We start from the raw sequence: 23,655 nt of genomic DNA on the forward strand, positions 1-23,655 counted from the left end.
TCACCGCACCGAAGTGCGGCGTTGGCGTACCGTTTGGCATGGCCCGCGCTAGACGGCGGGCAGAGTCAGGAAGGGAACAGCTTGCTCAGGTAGCTGAGTTTTTTCTTATAGGAACGTCGCGCTTGCAGCGCCTCTTCGAGGGTTACCGCGACAAAGCGGGCCTTCTGGTTGGGTTGCATCTGGCCGATCAAATCGAGGTCGGCGCTGATCACCGTGCCAATCATCGCGTAGCCGCCACCGGACACCGCATCACGGTGCAGCACGATGGGTTCGAGCCCGGCGGGCACCTGGATCGAGCCGATCGGGTAGCAACTGTCGACGATGTTCGACGGATCGGAACCGGCGCCGAACGGCTGCTCCCGGGGCTGAAAGCTCAGCGCGCTGCCGCCCTTGAAGCGATAGCCGATGCGGTCGGCTTCCGAACCGACCGTCCACGGCTCGGCGAAAAAGCTCTTCGCCGCCGATTCGCTCAAGCGGTGGTAGTACAAACCGGGCACCACCCGCAGGGTGATATCGCCACCCAATGATTGCCGTAACACCATGGGCAAACTGGCCCCGGCGCGGCTCTTGCCACTGGCGATGCCTATCGGCAATTCGTCGCCTGCAATCAGGCGTCGCCCCTGAAAGCCGCCGAGCGCGCCGAGCGTATAGGTGGAGCGACTGCCGAGCACCACCGGCACATCAATGCCGCCGGCTACCGCCACATAAGCGCGGGCACCCGCCTTGGGAAAGTCAAAGCGCAGCACTTGCCCGGCCTTCACGGTGAACGCAGTGTCGTGGTGCATTTCCACGCCATCGACCCGTGGCGTCATGTGCGCGCCGCTGACCGCCACCAATGCATCCTGCTGAAACTCCAACTCAGGCCCGAGCAGCGTGCATTCCAGCGCCGCCAGACCTGCCGGGTTGCCGACCAATTGATTGGCCGCGCTCAAGGCGTATTGATCAAGCGCGCCGGACGGTGGAATGCCCAAGTGGTAATACCCTTCGCGGCCCAGGTCTTGTACCGAAGTGGCGAGGCCGGGTTTGAGGACCTTGATCATGCCAACACCTCCTGCAACGACTTGGGGTAGCCAACGGGATCGGCGAGGAACGCGTCCAGCGAGAACTCCACCGGCCGAATCCGCAGATCAAAGCAACCGGCTTCCACGTCGGCCACCGCGTGGTCGTAGGCTTCACGGTCCATCGGTTTGAACTGCACGATGTCGCCTGGACGGAAAAACACCATGTGTTCTTTCAGGTACGCGAGGTTCTGTTGCGGGTCGTAGATCGGCGCGGGGGTGACGCCAAACATCTGATAACCGCCGGCGCCACGCACCGAGTAAATGCAACCAAAGCAACCGCCGTGACCAAGGGTCAATTTCGGTGTGTCGGTGCGCGGGCGCAGGTACTTGGGCACCTGCAACTGGCGCTCGCGCTCGACCATCTGGAACATGAACGGCAGCCCGGCAACGAAGCCAACCATCGAGACAAACCACGGCGCGCCACTGTGGGCCGCGATGAATGCATCGACGTCGGCCAGACCGTTGATTCGTGCGGCGTATTCCAGGTCGGTGGCGCTCGGATCTTGATGGCGGTCGCGAAAACGCATCAGGGTTTCGTGGGTCCAGGGATCGTTGTAGAGCACCGGAATCTCGATAATCCGCGTCTGCAACGTGCGCTCGGCAACGGCCCCGGCCTCGGCGATTTTTACCGCTTCGAGCAAGGTGTGAGGGGCGATGCGATCCGGGTCGAAACGAATCTGGAATGACGCGTTGGCCAGGCAGATATCGAGCACGCCATCCAGCGCCAGCTGTTCCACGGCGCGGGTGACGGCCAAGCCTTTGAAGAACGCGTCCAGGGACATGCTGTCGCTGACTTCGGCAAACAAATGCTCATCGGCGCCAAAGCTGTAGCGGATGGGAGTACTCATGCTTCACCTCCGCTGCGGCGCTCGGCCAGCCAGGTTTCCAGCGTGCCGGTGTGAAAGTCGGCGCTGTGCAGCCACGGTTGTTCCAGCAATTCACCGTGCAACGCCAAGGTGTTGGCCATGCCGGTGAGCGTGGTGTGCGCCACCGCCATTCGCGCTCGGGCCAGGGCTTCGGTGCGATCCGCACCGTGAATGATCAGTTTGGCCAGCAGCGAGTCATAGTACGGCGGCACACGGTAGCCTTGATACAGGTGCGTATCGACGCGAATGCCCGCGCCGTTCGGCCAGATCAGTTCCTCGACCAGGCCTGGACTCGGGAAGAAATCCCGCGCCGGGTCTTCCGCGTTCAGGCGCATTTGCAGGGCGGCGCCGTTGAGTCGGATGTCACTTTGCTTGAAGCCCAGCGGCTCGCCGCCAGCGATGCGCAACATGGCCTGGACCAGGTCGATGCCGGTGATCAGTTCGCTGACCGGGTGCTCCACCTGAATCCGCGTGTTCATCTCGATAAAGAAGAACTCGCCAGTGGTGTCGTCGTACAGGTATTCCAGGGTGCCGGCGCCCTTGTAGCCCAACGATTCGGTCAGGCGCACGGCGCTTTCGCAGAGGTTTTCCCGTTGCTGTTGGCTGAGGACTGGCGACGGCGCTTCTTCGAAGATTTTCTGCCGGCGCCGTTGCAACGAACACTCGCGCTCAAACAAATGCACCGCGTGCCGACCGTCGCCCAACACCTGCACTTCAATATGCCGAGCCCGGCTGATAAATCGCTCGAGATACACCGCGCCATTACCAAACGCCGCTTGGGCTTCGCGCTGGGAGCGGGGAAATTCTTCGCTCAGTTGCTCGGCGTTTTCCGCCAGTCGAATACCGCGCCCGCCACCACCGGCCGAAGCTTTGATCAACAACGGGAAGCCAACGGATTGAGCAGCCTGCAGCGCCGACTCGACGTCGAACAGTTCACCCGGCGAACCCGGCACCACCGGCACGCCAGCGGCTTGTGCGGTACGCCGTGCCTCGGCTTTATCGCCCATGCGCCGGATCGTCTCCGCGCTCGGGCCGACGAATATGGCGCCGGCAGCCACCACCGCTTCGGCGAAATCGGCGTTCTCCGACAGAAAGCCGTAGCCGGGATGCACCGCGTTGGCGCCCGTGGCTTTCAAGGCGCCGAGCAAGGCCTCGACGTTCAGGTAACTTTTGTCGGCACGGGCCGGGCCAAGAATGTGCACCTCATCGGCCATGCGCGCGGCCTGGGAATCGACGTCCGCCTCGCTGCACGCAGCAACGGTGGGAATGCCCAGTTCTTTGGCGGCGCGAATAATCCGCACGGCGATCTCGCCACGGTTGGCGACCAGCAGTTTATGAATGGCTTGGGTCATGATCGCCCCCTCACTCGTCGTCGAGTGTTGCGACGATTTGACCCGGCTCCACCGGATCACCGTCTTCTACCAAAAAGGCACTGAGGCGACCAGCCGTCCCGGCGGTCAGTTCGGAGAACTGCTTCATGACCTCGATCAGGCCAATGACCGTGTCGGCGCTGACCTGCGCGCCGACCTCGACGAAGTTCGCCGATTCCGGGGTGGCTTTGCGGTAGAAGGTCCCCGGCAATGGGGTGATTACAGTGTGTTCAGCCATGTCTGTTCCTCTTGGAATAATTGTAGAAAGGCAGGCAAAAAGTGAATCGGTGGGCAAACCCTGGCGTCTGTGGGCCAGGTGTTTTCGTTCGGTCTCAGCGCGGTGCTCGGACCTCTATGCCTGCGCCATCAAGTGCATGACGCGTGGCTTCGACCAACGCCAGGGCACCCGGCGTGTCGCTGTGCAAACAGATGGAATCGAATTCAATCGCCAGGTCTTCGCCCTCGACGGTGCGCACCACGCCTTGTTGGCAAGCACGCAGCACCCGCTCGGCGACGTGGGCCGGGTCGTAAGCCCGCACGTTGCGGGTGAAGACGATGGAGCCGCTGAGGTCGTATTCGCGATCGGCGTAGAACTCGCGGATTACCGGTTGGCCGAGTTCCGTGGCAACCCGCCAGATCACCGAATCGGGCATGCAATACAACAGCAACTCCGGCTCCAGGCGCTGGAGGTTTTCCACCAGCAAACGGGCGGCCTCTTCGTCTCGGGCCAGGTGCATGTAGAGCGCGCCGTGGGGTTTGATGTGTTGCAGGGCCACGCCTTGAACCCGGGCGAGTTCACGCAGGGCGCCCAACTGATAGAGCATGTCGTCGACCAGTTCCTGGGCCGGCGCATTGATGTGTCGACGGCCAAAACCAACCAGGTCGCGAAACCCCGGATGCGCGCCGATAGCCACGCCCAGGCGCCTGGCCTGCTCGACGGTGCGGCGCATGGTGCCTGGGTCGCCGGCATGAAAACCGGTGGCGATGTTGGCCGAACTGATAAAGCCCATCAGCTCATTGTCGACGCCATCGCCGATGGTCCAGGGGCCAAAGCCTTCGCCCATGTCCGAGTTGAAGTCTACTGCCTGCATGACGCTTGCTCCCGACGCTTGTGACTTCGTGAGGGCCAAGTTAGATTCCTCCCAACCCCTTGGGAAGATCTATTATCAGATAGGTCATCTTCTGAAAAACAGATACGTCGTCGCCTGGAGTGCTCATGTCCCTGACCCTGCGCCAAGTCCGCTATTTCGTCGCCACCGCCGAGATCGGGCAAATCTCTCAAGCCGCGATTCATCTGAATATTTCCCAGTCGGCGGTGACCACGGCGATCAAGGAACTGGAGGGCATCCTTGGCACGCTGTTGTTCCAGCGCTCGGCCCAGGGCATGAGCCTGACTGACGCCGGGCGGCACTTTTTGAACCGGGCCTACGTGATTTTGCGTAGCGTCGATGACGCGTTGAATAGCCCGTTGCCGGACATCCGCGCCAGCGGCGTGTTGCGCTTGGCGGCGAGCTACACAGTGATCGGTTATTTCCTCCCGCACCATTTGCAGCGCCTGGAACACTGGCATCCGGACGTGGCCATTGAAGTCCATGAACAGGAACGGCAAGCGATTGAGCAAGGCTTGTTGGAAGGTCGGTTTGATATGGCCGTGGTGCTCACCGCCAACCTCACGCACCCGGACATCGTTTCAGAGATTCTCTTCAACTCCGAACGGCGGTTATGGCTGCCCAGCCGCCATCCGTTGTGCGAACGCTCGGCGGTCAGCCTCGCCGACGTCGCGAAAGAACCCTACATCCTGCTGACCGTCGACGAAGCCGAACAAAGCGCCATGCGCTACTGGGAACATGCGCATCAACAGCCAAACGTGCGGGTGCGTACCAGTTCAGTCGAAGCGGTGCGCAGCATGGTCGCCAATGGCAGCGGCGTGGCAATCCTCTCGGACTTGGTGCACCGCCCCTGGTCACTGGAAGGAAAACGCATCGAAACCCTGACAGTCACCGACGAGGTGACGCCGATGAGTGTCGGACTGGCGTGGCATCGCGAGCGCGAATTCAGCCCGGCGATGCAGGCGTTTCGTAACTATTTCCACGATGCATTTTTGGCGCCACAACAGCTGTCTGCGCGACGCTGAAAACGGCGAAAACCATGCCCTCTTTTTGTGGATTTACGATGATGAACAGCTTGCCCTTGTCGTCAATGCTCACTACCAGCGGGTCTTTCTGTTCCGCCGGTGCCCCAACACGCCAATAGACAGGGTTCTCGCGGCTGCCGGGCGCCCGAAGTGATTTCAATAGTCGCTCGCCTCAACGCCATGTACGCGGGACTTGTCGGCGGCGTCTGTGCCGAGGTCTCAGGGAGTTCCCGGATACCGCGTCTCCATCACGATCGACAGCGCATCCGGGCGCCAGAATTCCTGGTCGAACTCCACCGGCTGGTTATCTTCGCCAAAGTTCAAGCGCTCCAGGTATACGCTGGTGGAACCCGGTGACAGTTGTAGCAACTCGGCCTGTTCTTCATTCACCGTGCCGATATGCATCTCCAATTCGCAGCGTGATTGCACGCGCCCAAACCGTTCGCGCAGTAGTTGTGTCAGCGAGGTGTTCAAGTCGACCTCCAGCAGGCCTGGGCACCAACTGGCGAGCAAGGCGTTGAACTCCAGCAGCACCGGGCGACGGTCGATCCAGCGGCGGCGTTGCAGGAAAAACACTGGTTCGTCCGCCGAGGCCAAACCCATGCGCTTGGCCAGCCACGGGCCTGCCGGGCGCAGTTCGGCATGCAGGCATTCGGTGCGGGGTATGCGGCCCTGGGCACGGACGTAATCCATGAAACCGCTGATGCGCGTCGGGTCGTAGCGGATGCGCTGGGGGCTGACAAACCAGCCCCGGCGATTTTCCCGATACACCAGGCCCTCGGCCTCCAGTTGCTGCAGGGCCTGGCGCAAAGTGACGCGAGTGCAGCCGAAGCGCTCGATCATTTCCCGCTCGGAGGGGAATTTTTCGTCGGCCTGGGGGACACCGGCGGCGATGTCGTTGGCGATCTGTTCGCGGATGCGCTGGTAATGCGGGGAAATCGGGTCGAAAGGCATCCTGGGGTTCCGTGTGCAGGCATGACATGAGGGTGACTCTACCGTTCCTGCTGGCGCAGGTCACCTGTCCCAGGCAGGCTTCAGGCAACGCGGGGAATGAGGCGCCATGGGCCGAGCCCGGCCGATGGTCGCCATCGGTCTTGAGGCGCGAGCGCAATGAAAACACGCTTGCAAGCCAACCCTCGGCTATAGGTGATGCTGTTGTTTCTGCAGCAGGAAATCTCGGCGCCAGGCCCGCAAACCATAGGCCGCCAGCAGCACAAAACCGGCGTAGAGGGCGGCGGTCAATTGCAGGTCTTTATACAGGAACAGACCCACGTAGGCCGCGTCCAGCACCATCCATAACCACCAACTGGCCATGTATTTGCGCGCCGCCCACAGGCTGGCCACCAGGCTGAACGCGGTGAGCAGCGAATCCAGCCAGGGCAGGGCGGCATCGGTGAAATGATGCATCACCGCGCCGAGGGCAACGGCGCCGACCGCGCCCGCGAGCAAGTGTCGCCATGCCTCGTTGGGTGGCAGGCGCTCCACCCGCACCTTGCCAGCCTCGACGCGCCCAGTGCTCCAGCGCCACCAGCCATAGCCTTGGAGTACGGCGAAGACCAGTTGCAGGAGCATGTCCGAATACAGCTTCACGTCGAAGAAGATCCAGGCGTACAGCAACACCGCGATCACACTGACCGGCCAGCACCAGCGCACCCGTTGTGCAGTGAGCCAGACCCCGGCGATGTTGAAGAACACGGCGACGATTTCCAGTGGCGACATAGGGTTCTCTTATCACTGATTTTCTAGATGCAGCGCCTGTTGCTTGAGTTGACGCTTGCGTTCAAAGGGCAGTTTTTCCTGGTCGCCATAGGGGGCGCTGTACCAGTTGCCATAGGTCGGGTTGGGCAACAGGAACCAGCGTTGGCCCAGCCACGCCAGGTAGGGGGCGGCGGCCTTGCGTTGGTCGGCCAGGGTGTTGTGCTCGGCCTGCACGAAGTCACCGAAGGAGTCGCCGGCCAGCATCAGCACACGGGCGTGGCTGGCGACCCATTGGCGGCGGCAGTTCTTGCCGTAGCCGGCCTGTTCGCAGTGACCGGTCGGGGTGCTGGCGGCCAGCACCTGTTCGTTGCGCTCTACCGGGAAGCCGCGCAGGCGCAGGTTGTTGACTGTCGCCTGGACCTGGCTGTGTTCACGGTTGGTGATGTAGTAGACGGTGATGCCTTTCTTATCAGCCGCCTGCAGGAACTCCACGGCGCCGGGGAGCGCCTGGGCCTTGGCCTGGTCGACCCAGGTGTTCCAGCGATCGTAGGAGTAGACCTGGTTGTTGAGGATGTCCCGGGCATTGAGCGGTACGTTGTCCAGCACGGTTTCGTCGATATCCACCACCACCGCCGGCGGCAGGCCGGTGAGGTTGCGCGGCGCAAAGGGCAGGGCGTCCCAGGTCGGGTCGGCCAGGGCCGCGTCCAGTTGACGCGTAGCGCTGGCGAATACCTGGCGGTAAATCAGTTCGTGCTCAATGGAGGTCTGGGTCCACAGCACCGCGTCCAGTTGATCGTTGGCGGGCGGTTGCTGCTGGCAGCCCACCAGGGCGGTGGAGAGCAGGCATACAGTGGAAATAATCAAATTACGCATGGACAGTCAGCCTCAAAAATTGACGGTGGCGGACAATCGCGCCGTGCGCGGCGCACCCAGGAACAGGTAGCCGTCGCCTGCGGATTCACCCACATCTCGCCAGTAACGTTTGTCGAACAGGTTGTCGACAGTCAGTCGCAGCACAGTATCGTAATCGCCAACCTTGGTGGTGTAGCGACTGCCCACATCGAACACCGCGTAATCGTCGACTTTCACCGTGGCCTGGCGGTTGGCGTATTTACTCGCGCTGTATTGCACTCCGCCGAGCAAGGCCAGGCCGGGGATGCCGGGAATGCTGTAGTCGCCGTGCAAGCTGGCACGCAGCTTGGGCACGTTGATCGCCTGGTGGCCGTCGTAGTCATCGGTGCCGCTGCCACTGACCCGGGCGCGGATCGCCGCGACGCTCGCCGAGAGTTGCAGGTCGGAGGTCACGTGGCCGTTGGCCGACAGTTCAATCCCTACATTCTTTTGTGTGCCTTGCTGCACGAAAGTGGTGGTGCCGTCGTCGTTCGGTCGGTTGTATTGCAAATCCTGGCTGATCTGGAACAACGCGGCAGTCAGGCTCAGGCGCTGGAAGTCACGCTTGATCCCGACTTCCAACTGGCGTGACGTGGTGGGCGGCAGTACCTCTTCGGCGTTGCTGCTGAACCACGCAGCTTCACCGCCCAGGGACAAACCTTTGCTGTAGCTGGCATACAGCGACGTGTCCGGGCGCGGCTTGTAGATCAGCGCCACCTGGGGCAGGAACACGCTGCGTTGGGTGTGCCGGGTGGTGGCGCCGGCCTGGTTGTAAGTCTCTTCATCGAGGCGTACCTGGCGCCCGCCGAGGATTGTTTGCCACTGCTCGTTGAAGCTGATGCGGTCGCTGGCGAACAGGCCGTACTGGCGGCTGTCGAGGCGCCGGTAGGTATGGCCAAGCGGGCCGTCGTAGGGTTCCAGCACCGGTGACGGCTCATAGATATTGCCCTCGCCGATGTACTCGTTGACCGAGGTGCGCCGGTCCACCAGGCGACGGAACGCAGTGGTGCCGAAGGTCAGGTCATGCTTGAGGAAACCGGTGTCGAACTGGCCATTGAACGCAGCCTGAGCTTCTTCGTTGCGGCGGGTGTCGTCGGGGCTGCGGTAGTCGGCGATGTCATAGTCACCCTCGGCGCTGAAGTGGTTGGGCACAGCGGTATTGGCGCAACTGGCGGCACCATAGCAACCCCAGGCGAAGGTGCTGTAGTCGTCGATCACTACGCGACTGCGGGACGCACTGAAGCTGGCCTTCCAGGCGTCGTTGAAGCGGTATTCGAACAGCCCGTCGAGGTTCAGGGAGCGGATGCCCACCGGGTTCGACCAGCTCTGGTACGCCAGCAGGTCCTTGGGCGAAACGTGATGCGGCACCTCGGTGCCGCCGAGCAATTGATAGCCCGGCACCGAGCGTTGCTCGCGGTCCTGGTACTCGGCGTTGAGTTGCAACAGGGCGTTGGGGCTGATGTTCCAGTCCAGCGCCAAGGAGGCGAAATCGCGCTTGCCGTCGGCGTGGTCGACGTAGGAGCGAATGTCTTCATGGGCCAGGTTGACGCGCACACCCACCTGCTGTTCGGTGCCGAGCCAGCCGCCGACATCGGTGGCCAGGTAGCGCTCGCCCTGTTCGTTGGTAGACACCGTCACCGAGCGCACATTTTCCGGGCGCTTGCTCACGTAGTTGACCAGTCCGCCGGGCTCGGAGACGCCACTCTGCAAGCCAGACAGGCCTTTGAGCACTTCCACCTGTTGCTTGTTTTCCAGCGCCACGTTCTGTTCGCCGGTGATGGTGCGGCCGTTGATCTTGTAGCTGCTGGCCGGATTGAGGGCGAAGCCGCGGATCACGAAATTCTCGTAGTAGCCGACCGGCGCATAGCTGTCGCCGACCGAGGCGTCATTCTTCAGCACCTCACTGAGCAGGCGTGCCTGCTGGTCTTTCAGGCGCGCTTCGGTGATCACCGCGACGGAGGCCGGGGTGTCCAGCAACGGCGCGTTATCGAAACCGGCCACGGCGGCTTTTTTTGCCTGATAGTCATTGGTTTCCTGGCCGACGACGGTGACGGTGTCCAGCGTCGCCTCCTGGGCATGGGCCGCCGCAGCGGCGAGGGTGATGCTCAGGGCGAGCAGCGTGTGACGGTAAGGTGTAGCCATATAAAGAGCGCTCCAGAGGTCTGCCGGCCATTGCCGTACGCTTTTATCGGGCGCAAAGAGGCCCAGCGCTGCGCAACGGACGGGTTGCCAGTTCGTGATGAAAAAGCCGAATTCGCCGAAAGTGGCGTCAGGCCGGAGCTGCTCCGGTAGTCATTGGTAAACGTGCGTCGGCGGCCCATTCCTGCAAGGAACCGTCGTAGATCGCGATGTCCTGGCGACCCAGCAGGGTCAGAGCCAACGCGTTGGCAGCCGCGGAGATACCGCCGCCGCAATACAGGATCAGTGGGCCTTCGCTGTGCAGCAGCGTGGGGCCAATCGCCAGGGCCAGGGCATCCTTGGGCAGGTAGCGGCCGTGAGCGTCGAACAGGTGGCGCGCCGGCAGGTTGCGACTGCCGGGGATATGCCCGCGTCGGGCGTAGCGGGTGGCGGCGGTGCCCTCGAAAAGGGCCGCGCCGAGGGCGCAGATCAGTTGTCCCGGTGCGTTGCCAGCGACGATTGCCTCTACGCCGCTGCGGTCGATCCACAGCTCTGGACGCGGGTTGATTGACCAGTTTTGCACAGGCGTTATCGGCTTGGCAGGGCCACTGTATTCTGGCAGACCGGCTTCACGCCAGGCGTTGAAACCGCCATCCAGCACCCTGGCGTCGATACCTGTCCCACGCAGCATCCACCACAACCGTGCGGCCCAGAAACCGTCGGCGCGGTCATAGATAACCACGGTTTTTCCTTCGCCTGCGCCAAGGTTTGCCAGGGCGTTCACCAGTGCCTCGGGACGCGGCAAGGCAAAGCTGAAACCGGCCTGGGTGTCCGCCAGTTCAGTCAATAGGTCGGCATGCCGCGAGCCCGGGATGTGTGCCTGGAACCATCCGTCGTAACCGCTATCGACGCGGTAGTCGCCATCGAACTCGGGTGACGGCAGCACTACCGTGGCGTCCAGCACCACTAATCCAGGGGCGTCCAGATGCGCCTGCAGCCATTGGCTATCGACCAGAATACTCATACGGCTTTACGCCGGATATGGCCGAGCAGACGTTGCCCTTGCGGTCCGGCGAACCAGCGCAAATGGCCCAGCAGATACGCGTAGTACGCTACGTCTGCACTGGCGGTGGAGCCCACCACATTCTGGTAATACGCCACTTCGGACAGCGCAAAATCTACATGCACCAACGGCAGCAAGGCGCTGAGGGTATGTAAATCTTTCGCGCTCAGCGGGCGCACCTGGTGATAACCGGTGAGCAGGGCATCGACGCTGTCGAGATCGGCGCGAGCCGCACCGCCAGTGTCCAGTTCCAGCCAGGGCACGGCGTTGCGTTCGATGGCAGTTGCCAGGTCGAAGAGGGCGAAGGTGCGGTCGGCCAGGCCGAAATCCAGCACGCTCGAAACGCTGCCATCAGCACTCCATAACAGGTTGGAGGCGTGCCAGTCGTTGTGGGTCCACAGCGGTGGTTGTTCACGTAACAACGGGTGCAACGCGTTGTGCCACGGCAACAACAGTTCGCTGAGTTGGGCTCGCCAATCCTTGCCTGCCAGGTAAGGGCTGGCGATATGGGCGATGGCCTCCAGGGGGGCAGACTGTTCGATCAGCCGCGCGTTTGCCAGAAGCACGTGGGTCCGGCGTTGGGGCGCGTCGTAGTGTTCGGCGGCCTGATGCAAGCGGGCCAACGCCTGGCCGGCGGCGAAGGCATGCTGAAGATTCTGGAACGGCGACCACGACAGCGCATCGCGGTACAGATCCAGGCCCTCGGCGACGTGGTGCACTTCATAGGTCCACTCTCCTTGCACCGTGGCCGTCGCGCCATGTCGATTCGGTACTACCGCCGCCACTGGCGCGTCCTGGCGATGCAAGTGGGCGATCAGTTGGTGTTCTTCTTGCAGCCACGCGGCTTGGCGCACCCGTTGGTGATGTCGTTTGACGAACAGCGTCCCATTGCGGGTGGTGATCAGCCCCGCGGCGGAAAACGGCCTTGGGCTGTGCCAATGCAGGCTATGCAGCGGACCCAGTTGCGGGTACTCCCGCAGCAGGTGTTCGATGTCGGTTTCGTGCAGGGCCGGCCAGTCGGCGACGACCGGCTCCAGCCCCAGGCCGTGAGCGGTGCGTTGGGGGTTCATGCGCTCACCTCGGGCAGATAAGCGTTGCTGGTTGCGCCTTGCCACACCTGCGGATTGTCGAGCACCGCATGCTCGTGCAGCCACTCGGCGTAGGGTGCCAGCAGCGCCTGGCGTTGCTCGCCCCAGCGGCCTTCATGCAGCCAGGTCGGGGCGATTTTATGCAGTGACGCACTCAGCAGTTCGGTCGGGAAGTACGGCGTGGTGTGTTCGTAGGCGGTGAGGGCAATCGACGGATCCTGAGCCACGGCCAGGTAACCGCGGGCGGTGGCCGCGAGGAAGTCACGCACCACTTCAGGTTTGTCGGCCAGGGTGCGTTCATGGGTGCCGAGCAGGTAGCTGTGATAGGCCGGTGCGCCGATGTCGTCCACCCGCAACACCACGCGCCGCGTCGCTTCGATGGGGCTGTGCATCAAAGCTTCCCAGGCCCAGTAACCACCAAAACTGGCGTCGGCGATACCTTCGGCGAGTTGCTCGGGGCGCAGTTCGCGCACACCGCTGTTCACCAGGATCACAGCGTCGAAGTCGCCTCCGTCGCGGCTCACCAAGTGGCGCACCATGGCCAGGCCACGAGGTGTCGGGTTGAGGGCCAGGCGCTTGCCGACCAGATCCCGGGGGCGGCGGATGCCGGAGTCAGTGAGGGTCTGGATCGATTCCAGGCCTGCATGGTTGATCGCCGCGATACCCTGCAACGGCTGGCCCAGCCCCCGACGTACCAGCAGGCGGTTGCTGGGAAATACGCCAAAGTCCGCTGCGCCGGCCAACAGGTGCTGCAAGGTATCGCCGCGGTAGGGGTCGTGCACCACCAATTCCACATCCAGGCCCAGCTCTTCATACCAGCCGCGCTCCCGCGCCAGGTACAAACCCGCCGAATTCGGCCAGGGATGGAAGTACTCGAGCATTACCTTTACCGACACCATCGCTTGCCACTCCCGTCCAACGTCTTTTGATGGAAGCGATTTATAAGGGAGTGATCTGGTATATACCAATATCCTTTATTGCTATGGATATAACCGCGCCGGGCGACCTGAAATTGACTTCACTGACAGTGTTGTTGTCGCCGGCGCTGAAATTTCCCGGCAGGTAGCCCATTTTGGCGGTGGCCCCCGAAGCTTCGGTAATGTGCGGTGCGGTGCGGGCCATGGGCTGTCACACGTCTTCGCGTCGTTCATCGCTGACGGTGCGAATCGAGCCTTCCAGGCGCATTTCGGCGGGGATCGCGTCGTGGCGATCAGCGGCTTGCGTAATCATTTTGTTCACCCAGCACGGATCGCAGGCTTGGTCGGTAGCCAAGCCTGCGATCCGTTGCTGGGTGAAGCCTTGATTTACGTGTCGAAGAACACCAGTGCGCGTAATTCGATACTGCGGCGCGGCGGCGCATCCTCTGGCGTCGTCGGGTCATCAAAGGCGGTGTGGGCGCTCAGCCGGGCCACATCCTGGCGCGAATCATGGATTTTCAGCAGCAAGACTTCATCGGGCCGTAACTGCGAATAGTAATACCAGCGGTGGGCCGGGTTGGCCTTGACCGAAAACGTCTCGCCGACCTTGTCGCGGTACACCAGGTCGCTGGGCAGCAGATCGCTATCGGCCATGCTGCGCGCATCGCACAAGGCAAGGGGCGTGCTCAGCACTGGCGCACCGATGGGGCGCCAGACGTTGATGATCGCAAAGCGCTTGAGCAGGCGCTGTTCGGCTTCCTCTGCCGGCAGGTGGTCGCGGACGCGGCGGATAGCCGAGCGCTCGGTCTGGTCGTTGTGTACGTAGCGCACCGGTTCACGCAGGCCACGGGCTTCCCGGCCGGGGTCATCGACGCGGATCGTATGGTCGAAGATCACCACCTTCACGGCACCGGTCTGCTGTTTGAGCAGGGCTTCGGTTTCCGGGTAGTAATACAGGCGCGCTTGTTCGTCGTCTTCAAGGTTCGCAACGGCGCTGGTGTGATCGACTTTTTCGAAACCCTGGCGGTTGAGATTCGCCGGCTCGTCGAGTAACCGTGCGTTGTGGATGGTCACCTGAGTCGGGTCCAACACGCCGCTGCGTTGGGCCACGCCGTCGGGCGGTGGGTAGGTGTAGTTCACTGGACGCCCTCCGGTGTCCTGCAGGTAATTCAGCACGCTGCGCACGGAGACGGGGGCGAGTTGAGTCTGATCGGTTCCCATAAAAACACCTCCAGGTCAGAACGGTTCCTTGAATGGCCTCAGGTCCAATTCCTGGGTCCAGGCGCTGCGCGGTTGGGTATGCAGGTACCAATAAGCGTCGGCGATATCGTCGAGTTTCAATGAACCGTCTTCACCCAGCTTGGCAAGGTAATCCGGCGCACGGCTCTTGATTCGCTCGCCATCAATGGAGCCGTCGATGACCACATGGGCGACGTGCACGTTCTTCGGGCCGAATTCACGGGCAAAGGACTGCGCCACCGAACGCAGTCCCGCCTTGCCAGCTGCGAATGCGGTATACGGCGGTTTGCCCCGCCACGATGCGGTCGCGCCGGTAAACAGAAGGCTGCCGCCGCCATTGGCGAGCAGCGCCCGGGTCGCCTCGCGAGCGAACAGAAACCCACCCAGGGTGGATGCGCGCCAGGTTTGCTCGAACAGTTCTGCGCTCAACTCAAGCGACGGTGCGGATACCGAATTGCCCACATTGAAAATTGCCGCTTTGAGCGTGCCGAGCTGATTCACCCGCGTAATCGCCTCGAGCACCTGGGTCTCGATTCCTGAGTCGGCCACAACTGCATCCGCTTTGCCCCCGGTTGCTTCGATATCCGCGACCACTGCCTGCAACTTGTCCAGGCTCCTGCCGCTAACCACCACGCGGTAACCCTCGCGGGCGAATCGTCGCGCCAATGCTGCGCCCAATCCCGCGACCGCGCCGACCCCGGCAACCCACACCACTGAGTCAGCCATTCGCAACACCCTCCAAGAGATACGTAGCTAGCAATCTAACCGTCGCCGAGCACGAGGAATAAGAATTTCGACAGCTAAGGTTATGCTCGATAGCAATCGCGCTAGGGCGCTTTACGCAACAACGTTGCAACCAACGGCGTACCAGCATCCCCACCGTTTGCTCGGTCGCCGCAGGTGCTATTTCCAGTCAGCTCTAACTTCTAACAACGACCTCGAGAAGGTATAAAGAAGAATTGCGGCGAGAGAGGCGGCTGCTATCAGCGTAAGCCACATGATGACCAGCAGGGTGAATGTGACGCTGTTGTTTAACTCTCGAAAAATGCCGAAGGCGAAAGCTGTGTACCAAGACACCCCCGAAACTGCACCGGATGCGAGAAACAAGGTAGCTCTCCTGCGGGAGACTCCAAAGAGCAGCGGCCGACTCATGTCGCGTAGTACCTCTGGCAACACAAACGCGTGGATGATTATTCCATTGATGGTCAGGACGCTCACCACAATGACCTTCGCCCAAAGTTTAGGGTTTTCAAACTTTTCCGGCGACTCCATCGCGTAAAGGGCAAGGAAACCAAGGCCTGAGAGCCACAGGAGGCATAGTCCGAGAGTGACTGCGCCGCTGATGAAGTGAAAAGTGCGTCCGATTTCAACGGGGAGGCTACCCTTGCGCATCCAGCGCAAGATCCAGAGATCTAGCATCGTCGCCCCGCCGAGACCGAAGCACATACCAAGCAGGTGTAAGCCTACAAGGAATGTCAGCACTTTTAGCTGTGGGAGTGGATCAGGCAACGGAACGCTAAGGGCAAGTGTGTCCGCGAGTAAGTGACCACTGCTGGAGAATGCAAGTAGGCCGCCGAAAATCAGGAGTGACGTTCGTCTGTTCATTATTACGACCTTAGGCTAGCGTTCTTATTTGAACGCGTGCACAGTTTATTTGCTGAAGAATAAGGTCCTTGAATTCTCAACGTTATGGATACAAGTGGTTGCCGCGATTAGACGTTCAAGCTCGCTTCGGTAAAGTTCTAGTGCTTCGCTGCTGCAACCAAGAGGAGGCGTTTTAAACCCGCCTCGGGTTGAATGAGGCTAGCGACGATAGCGTCACATCAGCAGGTAGCACGGGCGCAGGCCCTGATCAGGAAGGAACCGGTGCCTGAGCATCGATCAAACCCTGGCTCTTCAGCTCCTCCCAAAAGGCTGCTGGGATACCGACCTTCATTGCTTGCACATTGGAAACTATCTGTCCCGGCGAGCGGGCACCTGGAATGATCGCAGACACTTGCGGATGTGCTGCCGCGAACTGCAGGGCGGCAGTATGAATGTCGATGCCATGTTTTCTGGCAACCGCCATGATTCGCGCGCGCTTTTCCACCGCTCCGGTAGGCAGATCCGGGCTGAAGTTATAGCGGCTGCGCCCTCCCAGAAATCCATCGTTCAGTGGTGTTCCAACCACAGCGCTGGTGCCTTTGCTGCTCAACGCCGGAAAGGTGTTGCGCAACGCCTCGCTGTGGTCAAGGAGGGAATACTGGCAGGCCAGCAACACGATGTCGGGAGTCGGGTCATAACCGGCTACTGCCTGAACCACGGCATTTGGCGTATTGACTCCGAAGCCCCATGCCTTGATGAGACCCTCATCACGCATCTTTTCAAGCTCGACCATCGCCCCTGAGCGCGCAATTCGATACGCCGCTTCCCAACCACCTTCCAGTTCGGTGTTATCTGGCGAGATGTCATGGATAAAGACGATATCGATACGCGGCAGCCCCAGCCGCTGCAGGCTGTCTTCCACGGAACGACGCGCGCCTGCCGCGGTGTAGTCATATCGGTAGTTGAAGGGCGCCGGCGACTTCCAGATAGCATGGTCCGCGCGCTGGCCACCAGCGGCCGTCAATACGCGACCGACCTTGGTGGACACCACATAGTCGTCTGGATTCTTGCCGCGCAGGAAGCGGCCTAGACGATATTCACTCAGGCCAAACCCGTAGAACGGCGAGGTGTCGTAAAGCCTTACACCTGCCTCCCAAGCAGCCTGCAGAACCGAGCTCGCCTGCTCGTCGCTGATCGGCGCAAAGATATTGCCGATCTGCGTCCCACCCATACCAAAGCGTTGAGGCGTCATGTATCGCATTGCATGCGAGGGTAAATTGACGGGCAGGTCTGCGCGCACGATCCGTCCTTCGGTACGCATCACGCTTCCTGGCTCCGTCAGCGAAGAGGGCACCGGGGCAGGAGCCAGCGAACTTGCGACACCCGATGCTGGCAGCAAAGCGGCTGCAACAGTACCCACTGCCGAATAAGTAAGAAAATCTCGTCTGTCCATCCAACTTTCCTTTCGCGACCAAGGTTTCACGGGATCATCGAAGCCGGTTCACGGACTAGAAGTTAGAGCAACGAGGGTTGGCCGAGTGACCCTAATTCGCCATATCTTTTGCACAATCCTGCCGATGCTCTTGTGCTGGACACGCACTCTCAGCAGACTCGAACATTCCGTAAATTGGGGGGCATGTGATGACGAGCGGTTCCTTCTCGCAGTTCGGTTTCAGCCGTGTGCATTCCCTGACCTTGCGCGACCCCGTGCAGCCCACCGAACGCTCCCAGGCGCTCAAACGGCTTATCGAAAAAGTCACCCTGCAAATTGGCTTGAACGAGGTTTGCACGACGTCGATTCCAGGCTTGAGCTTTTATCGAGTGGCCGAGCTAGGTACGCCCACGTACTGCATCTATGAACCTTGCGTGGCCATTATCCTGCAGGGCGCGAAGGAGATTTCGTTCGGCGAGCAAGCCTGTGAGTTCGGGCAAGGGACGTTTTTCGTCACATCGGTCGATATCCCCACACTGGCTCGCGTGACCGCGGCTAACGAGCAAACCCCCTATTTATCCGTTGTGTTGAAGCTCGATTTTTCCATGCTCAATGAGGTGATCCTGACCCTCGAGCCGCCAAAGCAGGAAATGGCTGCTGAGGCGCGGGGCTTCGTATCCGGTGTGGCGACGAGCGAGATGCTCGATGCGTTCGTTCGACTGGCCACGCTGATCGAACGGCCACTTGAAGCAGGCTTGATGTCAGGCCTTATCAAGCGGGAGATATACGGCAGGCTGCTGCTCAGTGAAGCGGGGCATTTGTTGCGCAGCGTCACTCGCGATGGTTACCGGGATAGCGGCATCGTGAGAGCCGTTGAATGGCTGAAATATCACTACGATAAACCGTTGCAGGTGGCCGACCTCGCCGAACGATCCGGCATGGCCAGCTCCACGCTGCATCACCGCTTTCGCAAGCTGACAGGCACGAGCCCCATTCAGTATCAAAAATCGCTACGGCTGCAAGCCGCGCGCAGCCTTATGTTGACCGAGCACATAGACGTGAACACCGCCGCGTTGCGAGTAGGCTATGAAAGCGTCGCCCAATTCAGCCGCGAATATGCCCGGCGTTTCGGAGCCCCTCCCTCGAGAGACATCAAGCGCGCACGGGAAAAATGAAAGGAGCCTGGAGGTGACTGCCCTCCGGGCCCTTTGTCTTACAGGTTGATCGGGTACTGAGTGACCATCGCGCAACTGCGTTCTAATTCTGAGAATCTTTATGGCGTTCCTTGAACTCGATGGGCGGACATCGGCGTGTCCGCCGTCGTGAGGAGCCGATCAGGTTGGCTTCAGGGGCAAATGACTAGGATATGTCGCCGATGATCCGGGTGCCTGCTTCATCGGCGACAGGTTTCATTGCCCGCTTTTAATCCGGCTCCAGACCCGCGTGCGCAGCCGGTCGTTCTCTAATGGCATTGCCTCCAGCACAAAGAGTTTTTTCATCACGCTGTCAGGCGGGTACACCATCGGGTCGTTGAGGATGGCCTTGTCGACCAGCCCCTCGGCGGCGGTGTTGCCGTTGGCATAGTGCACATGATTGCTGATGCCAGCCATTACCTTGGGGTCCAGCAGGTAGTTGAGAAATTCGTAGCCGGCGCCTTCATTCGGCGCATCGGCGGGCATGGCGACCATGTCGAACCACATCGGTGAGCCTTCCTTGGGTATGGCGTAAGCAATCTGCTGGCCGTTTCCGGCCTCATTGGCGCGCGCTGCGGCCTGCATCACATCGCCGGAAAATCCTACGACCAGACACACGTCACCCGTCGCAAGGTCACTGGTGTACTTGGAGTTGTGGAAGTAACTCACATAGGGGCGCACCTTGAGTAGCAGGGCCTGCGCCTTCTCGTAGTCGGCCTTGTCCTTGCTGTGATGCGGCAGGCCAAGGTAGTTCAAGGCGATGGGAAGGATCTCGGGACCATTGTCGAGCATCGCCACGCCGCATCGGGCGAGTTTCTTCATGTTTTCCGGCTTGAACACGATGTCCCACGAGTCTATCGGTACATCGCCCAGGACCGCCTTGACCTTGGCCACGTTATAGCCGATGCCGGTGCTGCCCCACAGGTAGGGGAAACCGTAGCGGTTGCCGGGATCATTGGCCTCCAGAACCTTCATCAGCGTCGGGTTGAGGTTGTGCCAGTTCGGGAGTTTGCTGCGGTCCAGCGGTTTGAGTGCGCCGGCCGTGATCTGCCGGGCCATGAAGTGGTTGGACGGAAACACCACGTCATACCCTGAATGGCCGGCCATCAGTTTGGCGTCGAGCACCTCGTTGCTGTCGTACAGGTCATATTGAGTCTGGTGCCCGGTCTGGGTGGTAAAGTTTTGCAGGGTATCTGGAGCGATGTAGCTGCTCCAGTTGTAGATCCTGACGGTGTCTGCTGCCTGAGCGGTAGACGCGATCAACAGTAACGGAACGATCGACTTCAACATGCGAGACCTCAACCTTTGTTCTAGGCGTTATGGATGAAGGCAGTTCAGAAAATCAGCACGTAGCTCTTGCGAACGGTTTCTTGTACATCCCAGATTCCCGTCGTGTTCGCAGGGAACATCAACGCGTCGCCGGCCTGGATATGTAGGGTCTCGCCACCGTCCGGGGTGAAGGTGCAACGCCCCTGAATGAAATGGCAGAACTCCTGTTGCACGATCTGGCGCCGCCAGCGGCCGGGGGTGCATTCCCACACGCCGGCCTCGACGCCGTCGTCGCGTTCGACGCATGCCGTGGCAACCTGTGAAAGCGGCTCGCCCAGCGGTACACCAACAGCGCCAGGCTCACCGAGCGGCAAACGGGCGGTGTCGCGAAAATGATCGATCTTCATGCAAACGGCTCCTTGGACTTCATCAGACGTTCCATGCAACCGGCCAGGCCTTCAGCCATCCGGCGACGCCAGCGTGGCGCATGGCGGTTGGCCAATACCTGATCCTCGTGAACGAAGCTCTGGATAATGGCGTTGTAACCCAGCCAGCGCAGAGGCTCGGGCTCCCATCGTGGCAACGAGGCCAGGGGTCGATCATCCAGCACCCAGGGCTGGCGAGTCAGTTCGTTGTCCTGGCCAAGAATCAACGCCGCCACGGTTCGGCCGCCCAGATTGCTGGCGCCTACACCTTCACCCCCGTAGCCACCCGCCAGCGCGATCCGCTGGCGACGGTCGGCGAGCATGTGCGGGTGAAAGGACCGGGCAACCCCCAGATTGCCGCCCCAGGCATGGGTCAGGCGCACATTGCGCAAGATCGGAAAGAGTTCACTAAACAGGTGTTGCCGCAATGCTCGTTCGGCCTGAGTGAGGTTGAAGTCACTGCGCAGGCGACCGCCAAAGCGATACCCACCGCGGGCGCCAAACACCAGGCGATCGTCTCGGCTGCGCTGACCGTAGGTGACTTGTCGGCTGTTTTCGCTGAAAGCCTGGCCACGGGTCAGGCCGATTTCGGCCCATACATCGGCCGGCAGCGGCTCTGTCGCGACGATCAGGCTTTGCGCGGCCAGTTGATGTTTGTTCAACGGGGGCAGGGTGCTGGCATAACCTTCGACCGCCGGCACCACCCAATCGGCGCTCACCCGACCGTGCTCGGTTCGGACCTGGCCTGGCTTCCAGTCGAGCACCGGGCTTTGCTCGTAAATGCGTACACCCATCCGTTCGACGGCTTCGGCCAGGCCCCGTACCAACCGTGCAGGCTGGATGGTCGCGCAGTGAGGTGAGTACAGGGCGCCGTACGCCTGGGCCACATTTAACTGTTCACGCAAAGCCTGAGGGCTCAACCAGCGGTAGTCGTCTTCACCCAGGCCTTGCGCACGGACAGCATCGAGCTGTTCGCGCAGGCGCCGTTCTTGCTCGGGATAACGCGCCGCGCAGTACAGCACGCCACCTTTGCGCAGCTCGCAATCGATGCCTTCGAGGTGGCACACCCGCGCTACCTCGTCGGGGATTGCATGCAGCAGTTGGTAGCCCGCGTGGCGTTGCGCGGCAGGTAAAGGGCCCAGGAGTCGGTCTTCGCCCAGCAGGTTGCCCATCAACCAGCCGCCATTGCGGCCGGAGGCGCCGAAGCCGGCAATCTGTGCTTCAACGATGACGATGTTCAGGTGCGGTGCTTGCTGTTTAAGGTAATAGGCCGCCCAGAGGCCACTGTAACCGGCGCCGATAATCACAACGTCTGCTTGCAGATCCTGATACAACGCCGGGCGCGGCATCAGCGCCTCGCCGAGTTGCTCCATCCACAAACTCACACCACCCCAGCCAGACATCCCATGCTCCATCGGTTGATTGCCGACAGAGATTAATGCGCTGCGACGGGTGCTGTGTTATCTGCGGGTACGCGCGCAATTGGCTTTCAACCACGCCTTGGGTGTGCTGCCGGTATGACTACGGAAGGCCTTGTAGAACGCCGAGGTGGAATTGAATCCGGCACTCGCCGCAAGGGCATCGATGGGCGCGTTTTCACCGTGATGGATCAGGCGCTCAAGCAGGTAGGCCAACCGTGCTTGGGTCACGTAGCGATAGAAGCTTTGTCCCAGCACTTGATTCAGCAGGTAAGACAGCTGATTGCGACTGTACCCGGTGGCGCTGGCAATCCGTGCAAGGTCCAGATCCGGGTCGAGGAAGGGCTGCTGGCGCGTAAAATAGTCGGCCAAGTCTCGCGCCATGAACGTCAGCTGACGCGCCGAGAGCCCCAGTTTACTGATGGCGGGCGCGTGGCGCCCAGTCTGGGGCTCGCTGTCGCGCACCAGTGAGGCATATTCGTTTATACGAAGGATCAGGCCATCACATACCGTGATGGCTTCACTGGTGCGAAAAACCACCCGCTCGCCACTGCCTTTCAGCGCTGTCTGGTACTGGATGAATGCGGTACAGCCATCTGCACGGATGCGGTCGTTGTGTTCAAGATACTCATCGGGATGACGCGGCAACGTGCTGGTGATGTAAGCGCGCAACTCGGTCAGGCCCATGCTGCGGTTCTGGAAGAAATCGTTGTACTGCACTTGCGGGTGATACATCGCGAGAATCGCCTCCAAGTCGCGGCGTTTCCACGCCATGTGGTAACGCAGCACCACTTCGAGGGTCAACGTTGTCTGTTCGGCGGTATCTGGCGGAAAGAGAGGCATTGGCTGACCGGCGTGACGACTGGGGCTGGCGCCAGTCTAGCCCTGCAGTGGCTCACCGAACAAATACAGTGGCCTCATACCTGAGCTCGCCAACGGTATATCTACTTTCCGAACGTTACTCGTTATGGTGAGCGGATCGTGTGGTGATTTTTGTCATGTTTCCCTCACGCCCCCCGCACACCAGGCAGTCTCGCTGGGCGACTGCCTGGCACGAATACGTCATCTACTTAATCAATGAGCTGCGCTTTCGTTGAAGCGGCGAACAAACTGATCGAACCGTTCACTGACCCCTCCTGCAAAAAGTTGCTGGGGCTGCCCTTGGGCTTCGATGCGCCCTTGGTCAAGGAACAGAATCCGATTAGAAACATCGCGGGCAAAAGCCATCTCGTGCGTGACGATCAACATTGTTCGACCTTCAGTCGCGAGATCGCGCATGACCTTGAGCACCTCACCCACCAGTTCCGGGTCCAAAGCTGACGTCGGTTCATCGAACAGCAGCACGCGAGGCTTCATCACCAGAGCGCGTGCAATGGCCGCTCGTTGCTGCTGCCCACCCGATAGCTGTGCTGGGTATGCATCGGCTCGATGTGTCAGGCCAACGCGCTCCAGAATCGACAGCGCTTCGTCACGGACCTCAGCCTTTTTTCGTCCTTGGACATGAACAGGGGCTTCCATCAGATTTTCCAGAACGGTCATATGACTCCACAAGCAGAAGTTCTGGAAGACCATGGCGACCTGGGTTCTTAAACGGTCCACTTGTTTGCGGTCAGCAATATGGGCGTCCGAAGCGCCTTGTTTCAGCCTTACGCGCTCTCCAAAAACATCAAGTGATCCTGCGGAGGGAAGCTCCAGCAAATTAAGGCAGCGCAGGAACGTCGACTTACCCGATCCAGAGGCTCCAAGAATCGAAACCACTTCGCCTTCGCGAGCAGTAAAATCGATACCTTTCAACACTTCGATTTCACCATAACTTTTACGCAGCCCCTGAGTCGCGATAGCAGTGGCGCGAGCCGATGACTCGTTAACAGCAACAGACATTAAATGCT

24 protein-coding genes are annotated in these 23,655 nt (G+C 60.8%); 2 read left to right on the top strand and 22 right to left on the bottom strand.

What is annotated here, in order from left to right; all coding sequences use genetic code 11:
* Window positions 1–65 precede the first annotated feature (65 nt).
* The 5 genes from IB266_RS06060 to IB266_RS06080 all read right to left on the bottom strand — a co-directional run bounded on the left by IB266_RS06060 (window position 66) and on the right by IB266_RS06080 (window position 4,388).
* Window positions 66–1,040: a biotin-dependent carboxyltransferase family protein gene (locus IB266_RS06060; RefSeq protein WP_192260553.1), complete on the bottom strand. Its 975-nt coding sequence runs from the start codon at window positions 1,038–1,040 to the stop codon at window positions 66–68.
* Window positions 1,037–1,909: a 5-oxoprolinase subunit B family protein gene (locus IB266_RS06065; protein WP_192260554.1), complete on the bottom strand. Its 873-nt coding sequence runs from the start codon at window positions 1,907–1,909 to the stop codon at window positions 1,037–1,039. Before IB266_RS06065 ends, IB266_RS06060 begins: the two co-directional genes overlap by 4 nt.
* A complete protein-coding gene (locus IB266_RS06070) occupies window positions 1,906–3,279 on the bottom strand; it encodes an acetyl-CoA carboxylase biotin carboxylase subunit (protein WP_192260555.1) in 1,374 nt (457 codons plus the stop codon). Before IB266_RS06070 ends, IB266_RS06065 begins: the two co-directional genes overlap by 4 nt.
* 10 nt (window positions 3,280–3,289) lie before the next feature.
* Window positions 3,290–3,535 (bottom strand): acetyl-CoA carboxylase, encoded by a 246-nt coding sequence (locus IB266_RS06075; RefSeq protein ID WP_192260556.1) that lies wholly within the window; start codon window positions 3,533–3,535, stop codon window positions 3,290–3,292.
* 94 nt (window positions 3,536–3,629) lie between these two features.
* Window positions 3,630–4,388 (bottom strand): 5-oxoprolinase subunit PxpA, encoded by a 759-nt coding sequence (locus IB266_RS06080; RefSeq protein ID WP_192260557.1) that lies wholly within the window; start codon window positions 4,386–4,388, stop codon window positions 3,630–3,632.
* A 125-nt stretch (window positions 4,389–4,513) separates the two neighbouring features.
* Here IB266_RS06080 and IB266_RS06085 point away from each other — a divergent pair, with 125 nt between their 5' ends.
* A complete protein-coding gene (locus tag IB266_RS06085; protein ID WP_123416380.1) occupies window positions 4,514–5,431 on the top strand; it encodes a LysR family transcriptional regulator in 918 nt (305 codons plus the stop codon).
* A 219-nt stretch (window positions 5,432–5,650) separates the two neighbouring features.
* Here the strand turns inward: IB266_RS06085 and IB266_RS06090 are convergent, their stop codons facing one another.
* The 12 genes from IB266_RS06090 to IB266_RS06145 form a co-directional block, all read right to left on the bottom strand.
* The gene (locus IB266_RS06090; protein WP_192260558.1) at window positions 5,651–6,385 is read right to left on the bottom strand and encodes a UTRA domain-containing protein; all 735 of its coding nucleotides are present in this window, start codon (window positions 6,383–6,385) and stop codon (window positions 5,651–5,653) included.
* Between the two features lie 186 nt (window positions 6,386–6,571).
* Complete coding sequence (pnuC, locus tag IB266_RS06095; protein WP_192260559.1) at window positions 6,572–7,150, bottom strand: nicotinamide riboside transporter PnuC; 579 nt, start codon at window positions 7,148–7,150, stop codon at window positions 6,572–6,574.
* Between the two features lie 12 nt (window positions 7,151–7,162).
* Window positions 7,163–8,002: a 5'-nucleotidase, lipoprotein e(P4) family gene (locus IB266_RS06100; RefSeq protein WP_192260560.1), complete on the bottom strand. Its 840-nt coding sequence runs from the start codon at window positions 8,000–8,002 to the stop codon at window positions 7,163–7,165.
* A gap of 12 nt (window positions 8,003–8,014) precedes the next feature.
* Entirely contained in the window at window positions 8,015–10,162 is a 2,148-nt protein-coding gene (locus IB266_RS06105; protein WP_192260561.1) for a TonB-dependent siderophore receptor, read from the bottom strand.
* Window positions 10,163–10,289: 127 nt separating this feature from the next.
* On the bottom strand, window positions 10,290–11,162 hold the full coding sequence (locus IB266_RS06110) for a sulfurtransferase (RefSeq protein ID WP_192260562.1): 873 nt from the start codon (window positions 11,160–11,162) through the stop codon (window positions 10,290–10,292).
* On the bottom strand, window positions 11,159–12,271 hold the full coding sequence (locus IB266_RS06115; protein ID WP_192260563.1) for a phosphotransferase enzyme family protein: 1,113 nt from the start codon (window positions 12,269–12,271) through the stop codon (window positions 11,159–11,161). Before IB266_RS06115 ends, IB266_RS06110 begins: the two co-directional genes overlap by 4 nt.
* On the bottom strand, window positions 12,268–13,188 hold the full coding sequence (locus IB266_RS06120) for an ABC transporter substrate-binding protein (protein ID WP_192260564.1): 921 nt from the start codon (window positions 13,186–13,188) through the stop codon (window positions 12,268–12,270). The genes IB266_RS06115 and IB266_RS06120 overlap by 4 nt, the downstream gene beginning before the upstream one ends.
* A 40-nt stretch (window positions 13,189–13,228) precedes the next feature.
* On the bottom strand, window positions 13,229–13,411 hold the full coding sequence (locus IB266_RS06125; protein ID WP_192260565.1) for a hypothetical protein: 183 nt from the start codon (window positions 13,409–13,411) through the stop codon (window positions 13,229–13,231).
* A gap of 182 nt (window positions 13,412–13,593) precedes the next feature.
* A complete protein-coding gene (locus IB266_RS06130) occupies window positions 13,594–14,427 on the bottom strand; it encodes a CmcJ/NvfI family oxidoreductase (protein ID WP_192260566.1) in 834 nt (277 codons plus the stop codon).
* Between the two features lie 15 nt (window positions 14,428–14,442).
* Window positions 14,443–15,171: an SDR family NAD(P)-dependent oxidoreductase gene (locus IB266_RS06135; RefSeq protein ID WP_192260567.1), complete on the bottom strand. Its 729-nt coding sequence runs from the start codon at window positions 15,169–15,171 to the stop codon at window positions 14,443–14,445.
* A gap of 177 nt (window positions 15,172–15,348) precedes the next feature.
* Window positions 15,349–16,050: a hypothetical protein gene (locus IB266_RS06140; protein WP_192260568.1), complete on the bottom strand. Its 702-nt coding sequence runs from the start codon at window positions 16,048–16,050 to the stop codon at window positions 15,349–15,351.
* Between the two features lie 247 nt (window positions 16,051–16,297).
* A complete protein-coding gene (locus tag IB266_RS06145) occupies window positions 16,298–17,482 on the bottom strand; it encodes an aldo/keto reductase (RefSeq protein ID WP_192260569.1) in 1,185 nt (394 codons plus the stop codon).
* 188 nt (window positions 17,483–17,670) lie between these two features.
* Here IB266_RS06145 and IB266_RS06150 point away from each other — a divergent pair, with 188 nt between their 5' ends.
* Complete coding sequence (locus IB266_RS06150) at window positions 17,671–18,636, top strand: AraC family transcriptional regulator (protein WP_192260570.1); 966 nt, start codon at window positions 17,671–17,673, stop codon at window positions 18,634–18,636.
* Window positions 18,637–18,870: 234 nt separating this feature from the next.
* Here the strand turns inward: IB266_RS06150 and IB266_RS06155 are convergent, their stop codons facing one another.
* From IB266_RS06155 to IB266_RS06175, 5 genes are all read right to left on the bottom strand, one after another.
* Window positions 18,871–19,944, bottom strand: a complete 1,074-nt coding sequence (locus IB266_RS06155; RefSeq protein ID WP_192260571.1) for a polyamine ABC transporter substrate-binding protein — start codon at window positions 19,942–19,944, stop codon at window positions 18,871–18,873.
* Between the two features lie 44 nt (window positions 19,945–19,988).
* Complete coding sequence (locus tag IB266_RS06160; RefSeq protein ID WP_047738985.1) at window positions 19,989–20,330, bottom strand: cupin domain-containing protein; 342 nt, start codon at window positions 20,328–20,330, stop codon at window positions 19,989–19,991.
* Complete coding sequence (locus IB266_RS06165; protein ID WP_192260572.1) at window positions 20,327–21,751, bottom strand: NAD(P)/FAD-dependent oxidoreductase; 1,425 nt, start codon at window positions 21,749–21,751, stop codon at window positions 20,327–20,329. Before IB266_RS06165 ends, IB266_RS06160 begins: the two co-directional genes overlap by 4 nt.
* A 57-nt stretch (window positions 21,752–21,808) precedes the next feature.
* Window positions 21,809–22,609 carry an AraC family transcriptional regulator gene (locus IB266_RS06170; RefSeq protein WP_192260573.1) on the bottom strand — a complete coding sequence of 267 codons (801 nt, stop codon included), beginning with the start codon at window positions 22,607–22,609 and terminating at the stop codon, window positions 21,809–21,811.
* A 231-nt stretch (window positions 22,610–22,840) separates the two neighbouring features.
* Window positions 22,841–23,647: an ABC transporter ATP-binding protein gene (locus IB266_RS06175; RefSeq protein WP_192260574.1), complete on the bottom strand. Its 807-nt coding sequence runs from the start codon at window positions 23,645–23,647 to the stop codon at window positions 22,841–22,843.
* Between the last annotated feature and the right edge of the window lie 8 nt (window positions 23,648–23,655).

The organism is Pseudomonas sp. Pdm06 (assembly GCF_014851795.1).
Taxonomy (GTDB): domain Bacteria; phylum Pseudomonadota; class Gammaproteobacteria; order Pseudomonadales; family Pseudomonadaceae; genus Aquipseudomonas; species Aquipseudomonas fluorescens_AA.

What these genes read in the sequence shown, in the direction of transcription:
- IB266_RS06165 (WP_192260572.1), bottom strand. Translation starts at nt 21,751, where the DNA reads ATGTCTGGCTGGGGTGGTGTGAGTTTGTGGATGGAGCAACTCGGCGAG.
- IB266_RS06100 (WP_192260560.1), bottom strand. Translation starts at nt 8,002, where the DNA reads ATGCGTAATTTGATTATTTCCACTGTATGCCTGCTCTCCACCGCCCTG.
- IB266_RS06140 (WP_192260568.1), bottom strand. Translation starts at nt 16,050, where the DNA reads ATGAACAGACGAACGTCACTCCTGATTTTCGGCGGCCTACTTGCATTC.
- IB266_RS06160 (WP_047738985.1), bottom strand. Translation starts at nt 20,330, where the DNA reads ATGAAGATCGATCATTTTCGCGACACCGCCCGTTTGCCGCTCGGTGAG.
- IB266_RS06060 (WP_192260553.1), bottom strand. Translation starts at nt 1,040, where the DNA reads ATGATCAAGGTCCTCAAACCCGGCCTCGCCACTTCGGTACAAGACCTG.
- IB266_RS06120 (WP_192260564.1), bottom strand. Translation starts at nt 13,188, where the DNA reads ATGGTGTCGGTAAAGGTAATGCTCGAGTACTTCCATCCCTGGCCGAAT.
- IB266_RS06105 (WP_192260561.1), bottom strand. Translation starts at nt 10,162, where the DNA reads ATGGCTACACCTTACCGTCACACGCTGCTCGCCCTGAGCATCACCCTC.
- IB266_RS06150 (WP_192260570.1), top strand. Translation starts at nt 17,671, where the DNA reads ATGACGAGCGGTTCCTTCTCGCAGTTCGGTTTCAGCCGTGTGCATTCC.
- IB266_RS06115 (WP_192260563.1), bottom strand. Translation starts at nt 12,271, where the DNA reads ATGAACCCCCAACGCACCGCTCACGGCCTGGGGCTGGAGCCGGTCGTC.
- IB266_RS06090 (WP_192260558.1), bottom strand. Translation starts at nt 6,385, where the DNA reads ATGCCTTTCGACCCGATTTCCCCGCATTACCAGCGCATCCGCGAACAG.
- IB266_RS06070 (WP_192260555.1), bottom strand. Translation starts at nt 3,279, where the DNA reads ATGACCCAAGCCATTCATAAACTGCTGGTCGCCAACCGTGGCGAGATC.
- IB266_RS06145 (WP_192260569.1), bottom strand. Translation starts at nt 17,482, where the DNA reads ATGGACAGACGAGATTTTCTTACTTATTCGGCAGTGGGTACTGTTGCA.
- IB266_RS06085 (WP_123416380.1), top strand. Translation starts at nt 4,514, where the DNA reads ATGTCCCTGACCCTGCGCCAAGTCCGCTATTTCGTCGCCACCGCCGAG.
- IB266_RS06065 (WP_192260554.1), bottom strand. Translation starts at nt 1,909, where the DNA reads ATGAGTACTCCCATCCGCTACAGCTTTGGCGCCGATGAGCATTTGTTT.
- IB266_RS06175 (WP_192260574.1), bottom strand. Translation starts at nt 23,647, where the DNA reads ATGTCTGTTGCTGTTAACGAGTCATCGGCTCGCGCCACTGCTATCGCG.
- IB266_RS06075 (WP_192260556.1), bottom strand. Translation starts at nt 3,535, where the DNA reads ATGGCTGAACACACTGTAATCACCCCATTGCCGGGGACCTTCTACCGC.
- IB266_RS06125 (WP_192260565.1), bottom strand. Translation starts at nt 13,411, where the DNA reads ATGGCCCGCACCGCACCGCACATTACCGAAGCTTCGGGGGCCACCGCC.
- IB266_RS06080 (WP_192260557.1), bottom strand. Translation starts at nt 4,388, where the DNA reads ATGCAGGCAGTAGACTTCAACTCGGACATGGGCGAAGGCTTTGGCCCC.
- IB266_RS06130 (WP_192260566.1), bottom strand. Translation starts at nt 14,427, where the DNA reads ATGGGAACCGATCAGACTCAACTCGCCCCCGTCTCCGTGCGCAGCGTG.
- pnuC (WP_192260559.1), bottom strand. Translation starts at nt 7,150, where the DNA reads ATGTCGCCACTGGAAATCGTCGCCGTGTTCTTCAACATCGCCGGGGTC.
- IB266_RS06170 (WP_192260573.1), bottom strand. Translation starts at nt 22,609, where the DNA reads ATGCCTCTCTTTCCGCCAGATACCGCCGAACAGACAACGTTGACCCTC.
- IB266_RS06155 (WP_192260571.1), bottom strand. Translation starts at nt 19,944, where the DNA reads ATGTTGAAGTCGATCGTTCCGTTACTGTTGATCGCGTCTACCGCTCAG.
- IB266_RS06135 (WP_192260567.1), bottom strand. Translation starts at nt 15,171, where the DNA reads ATGGCTGACTCAGTGGTGTGGGTTGCCGGGGTCGGCGCGGTCGCGGGA.
- IB266_RS06110 (WP_192260562.1), bottom strand. Translation starts at nt 11,162, where the DNA reads ATGAGTATTCTGGTCGATAGCCAATGGCTGCAGGCGCATCTGGACGCC.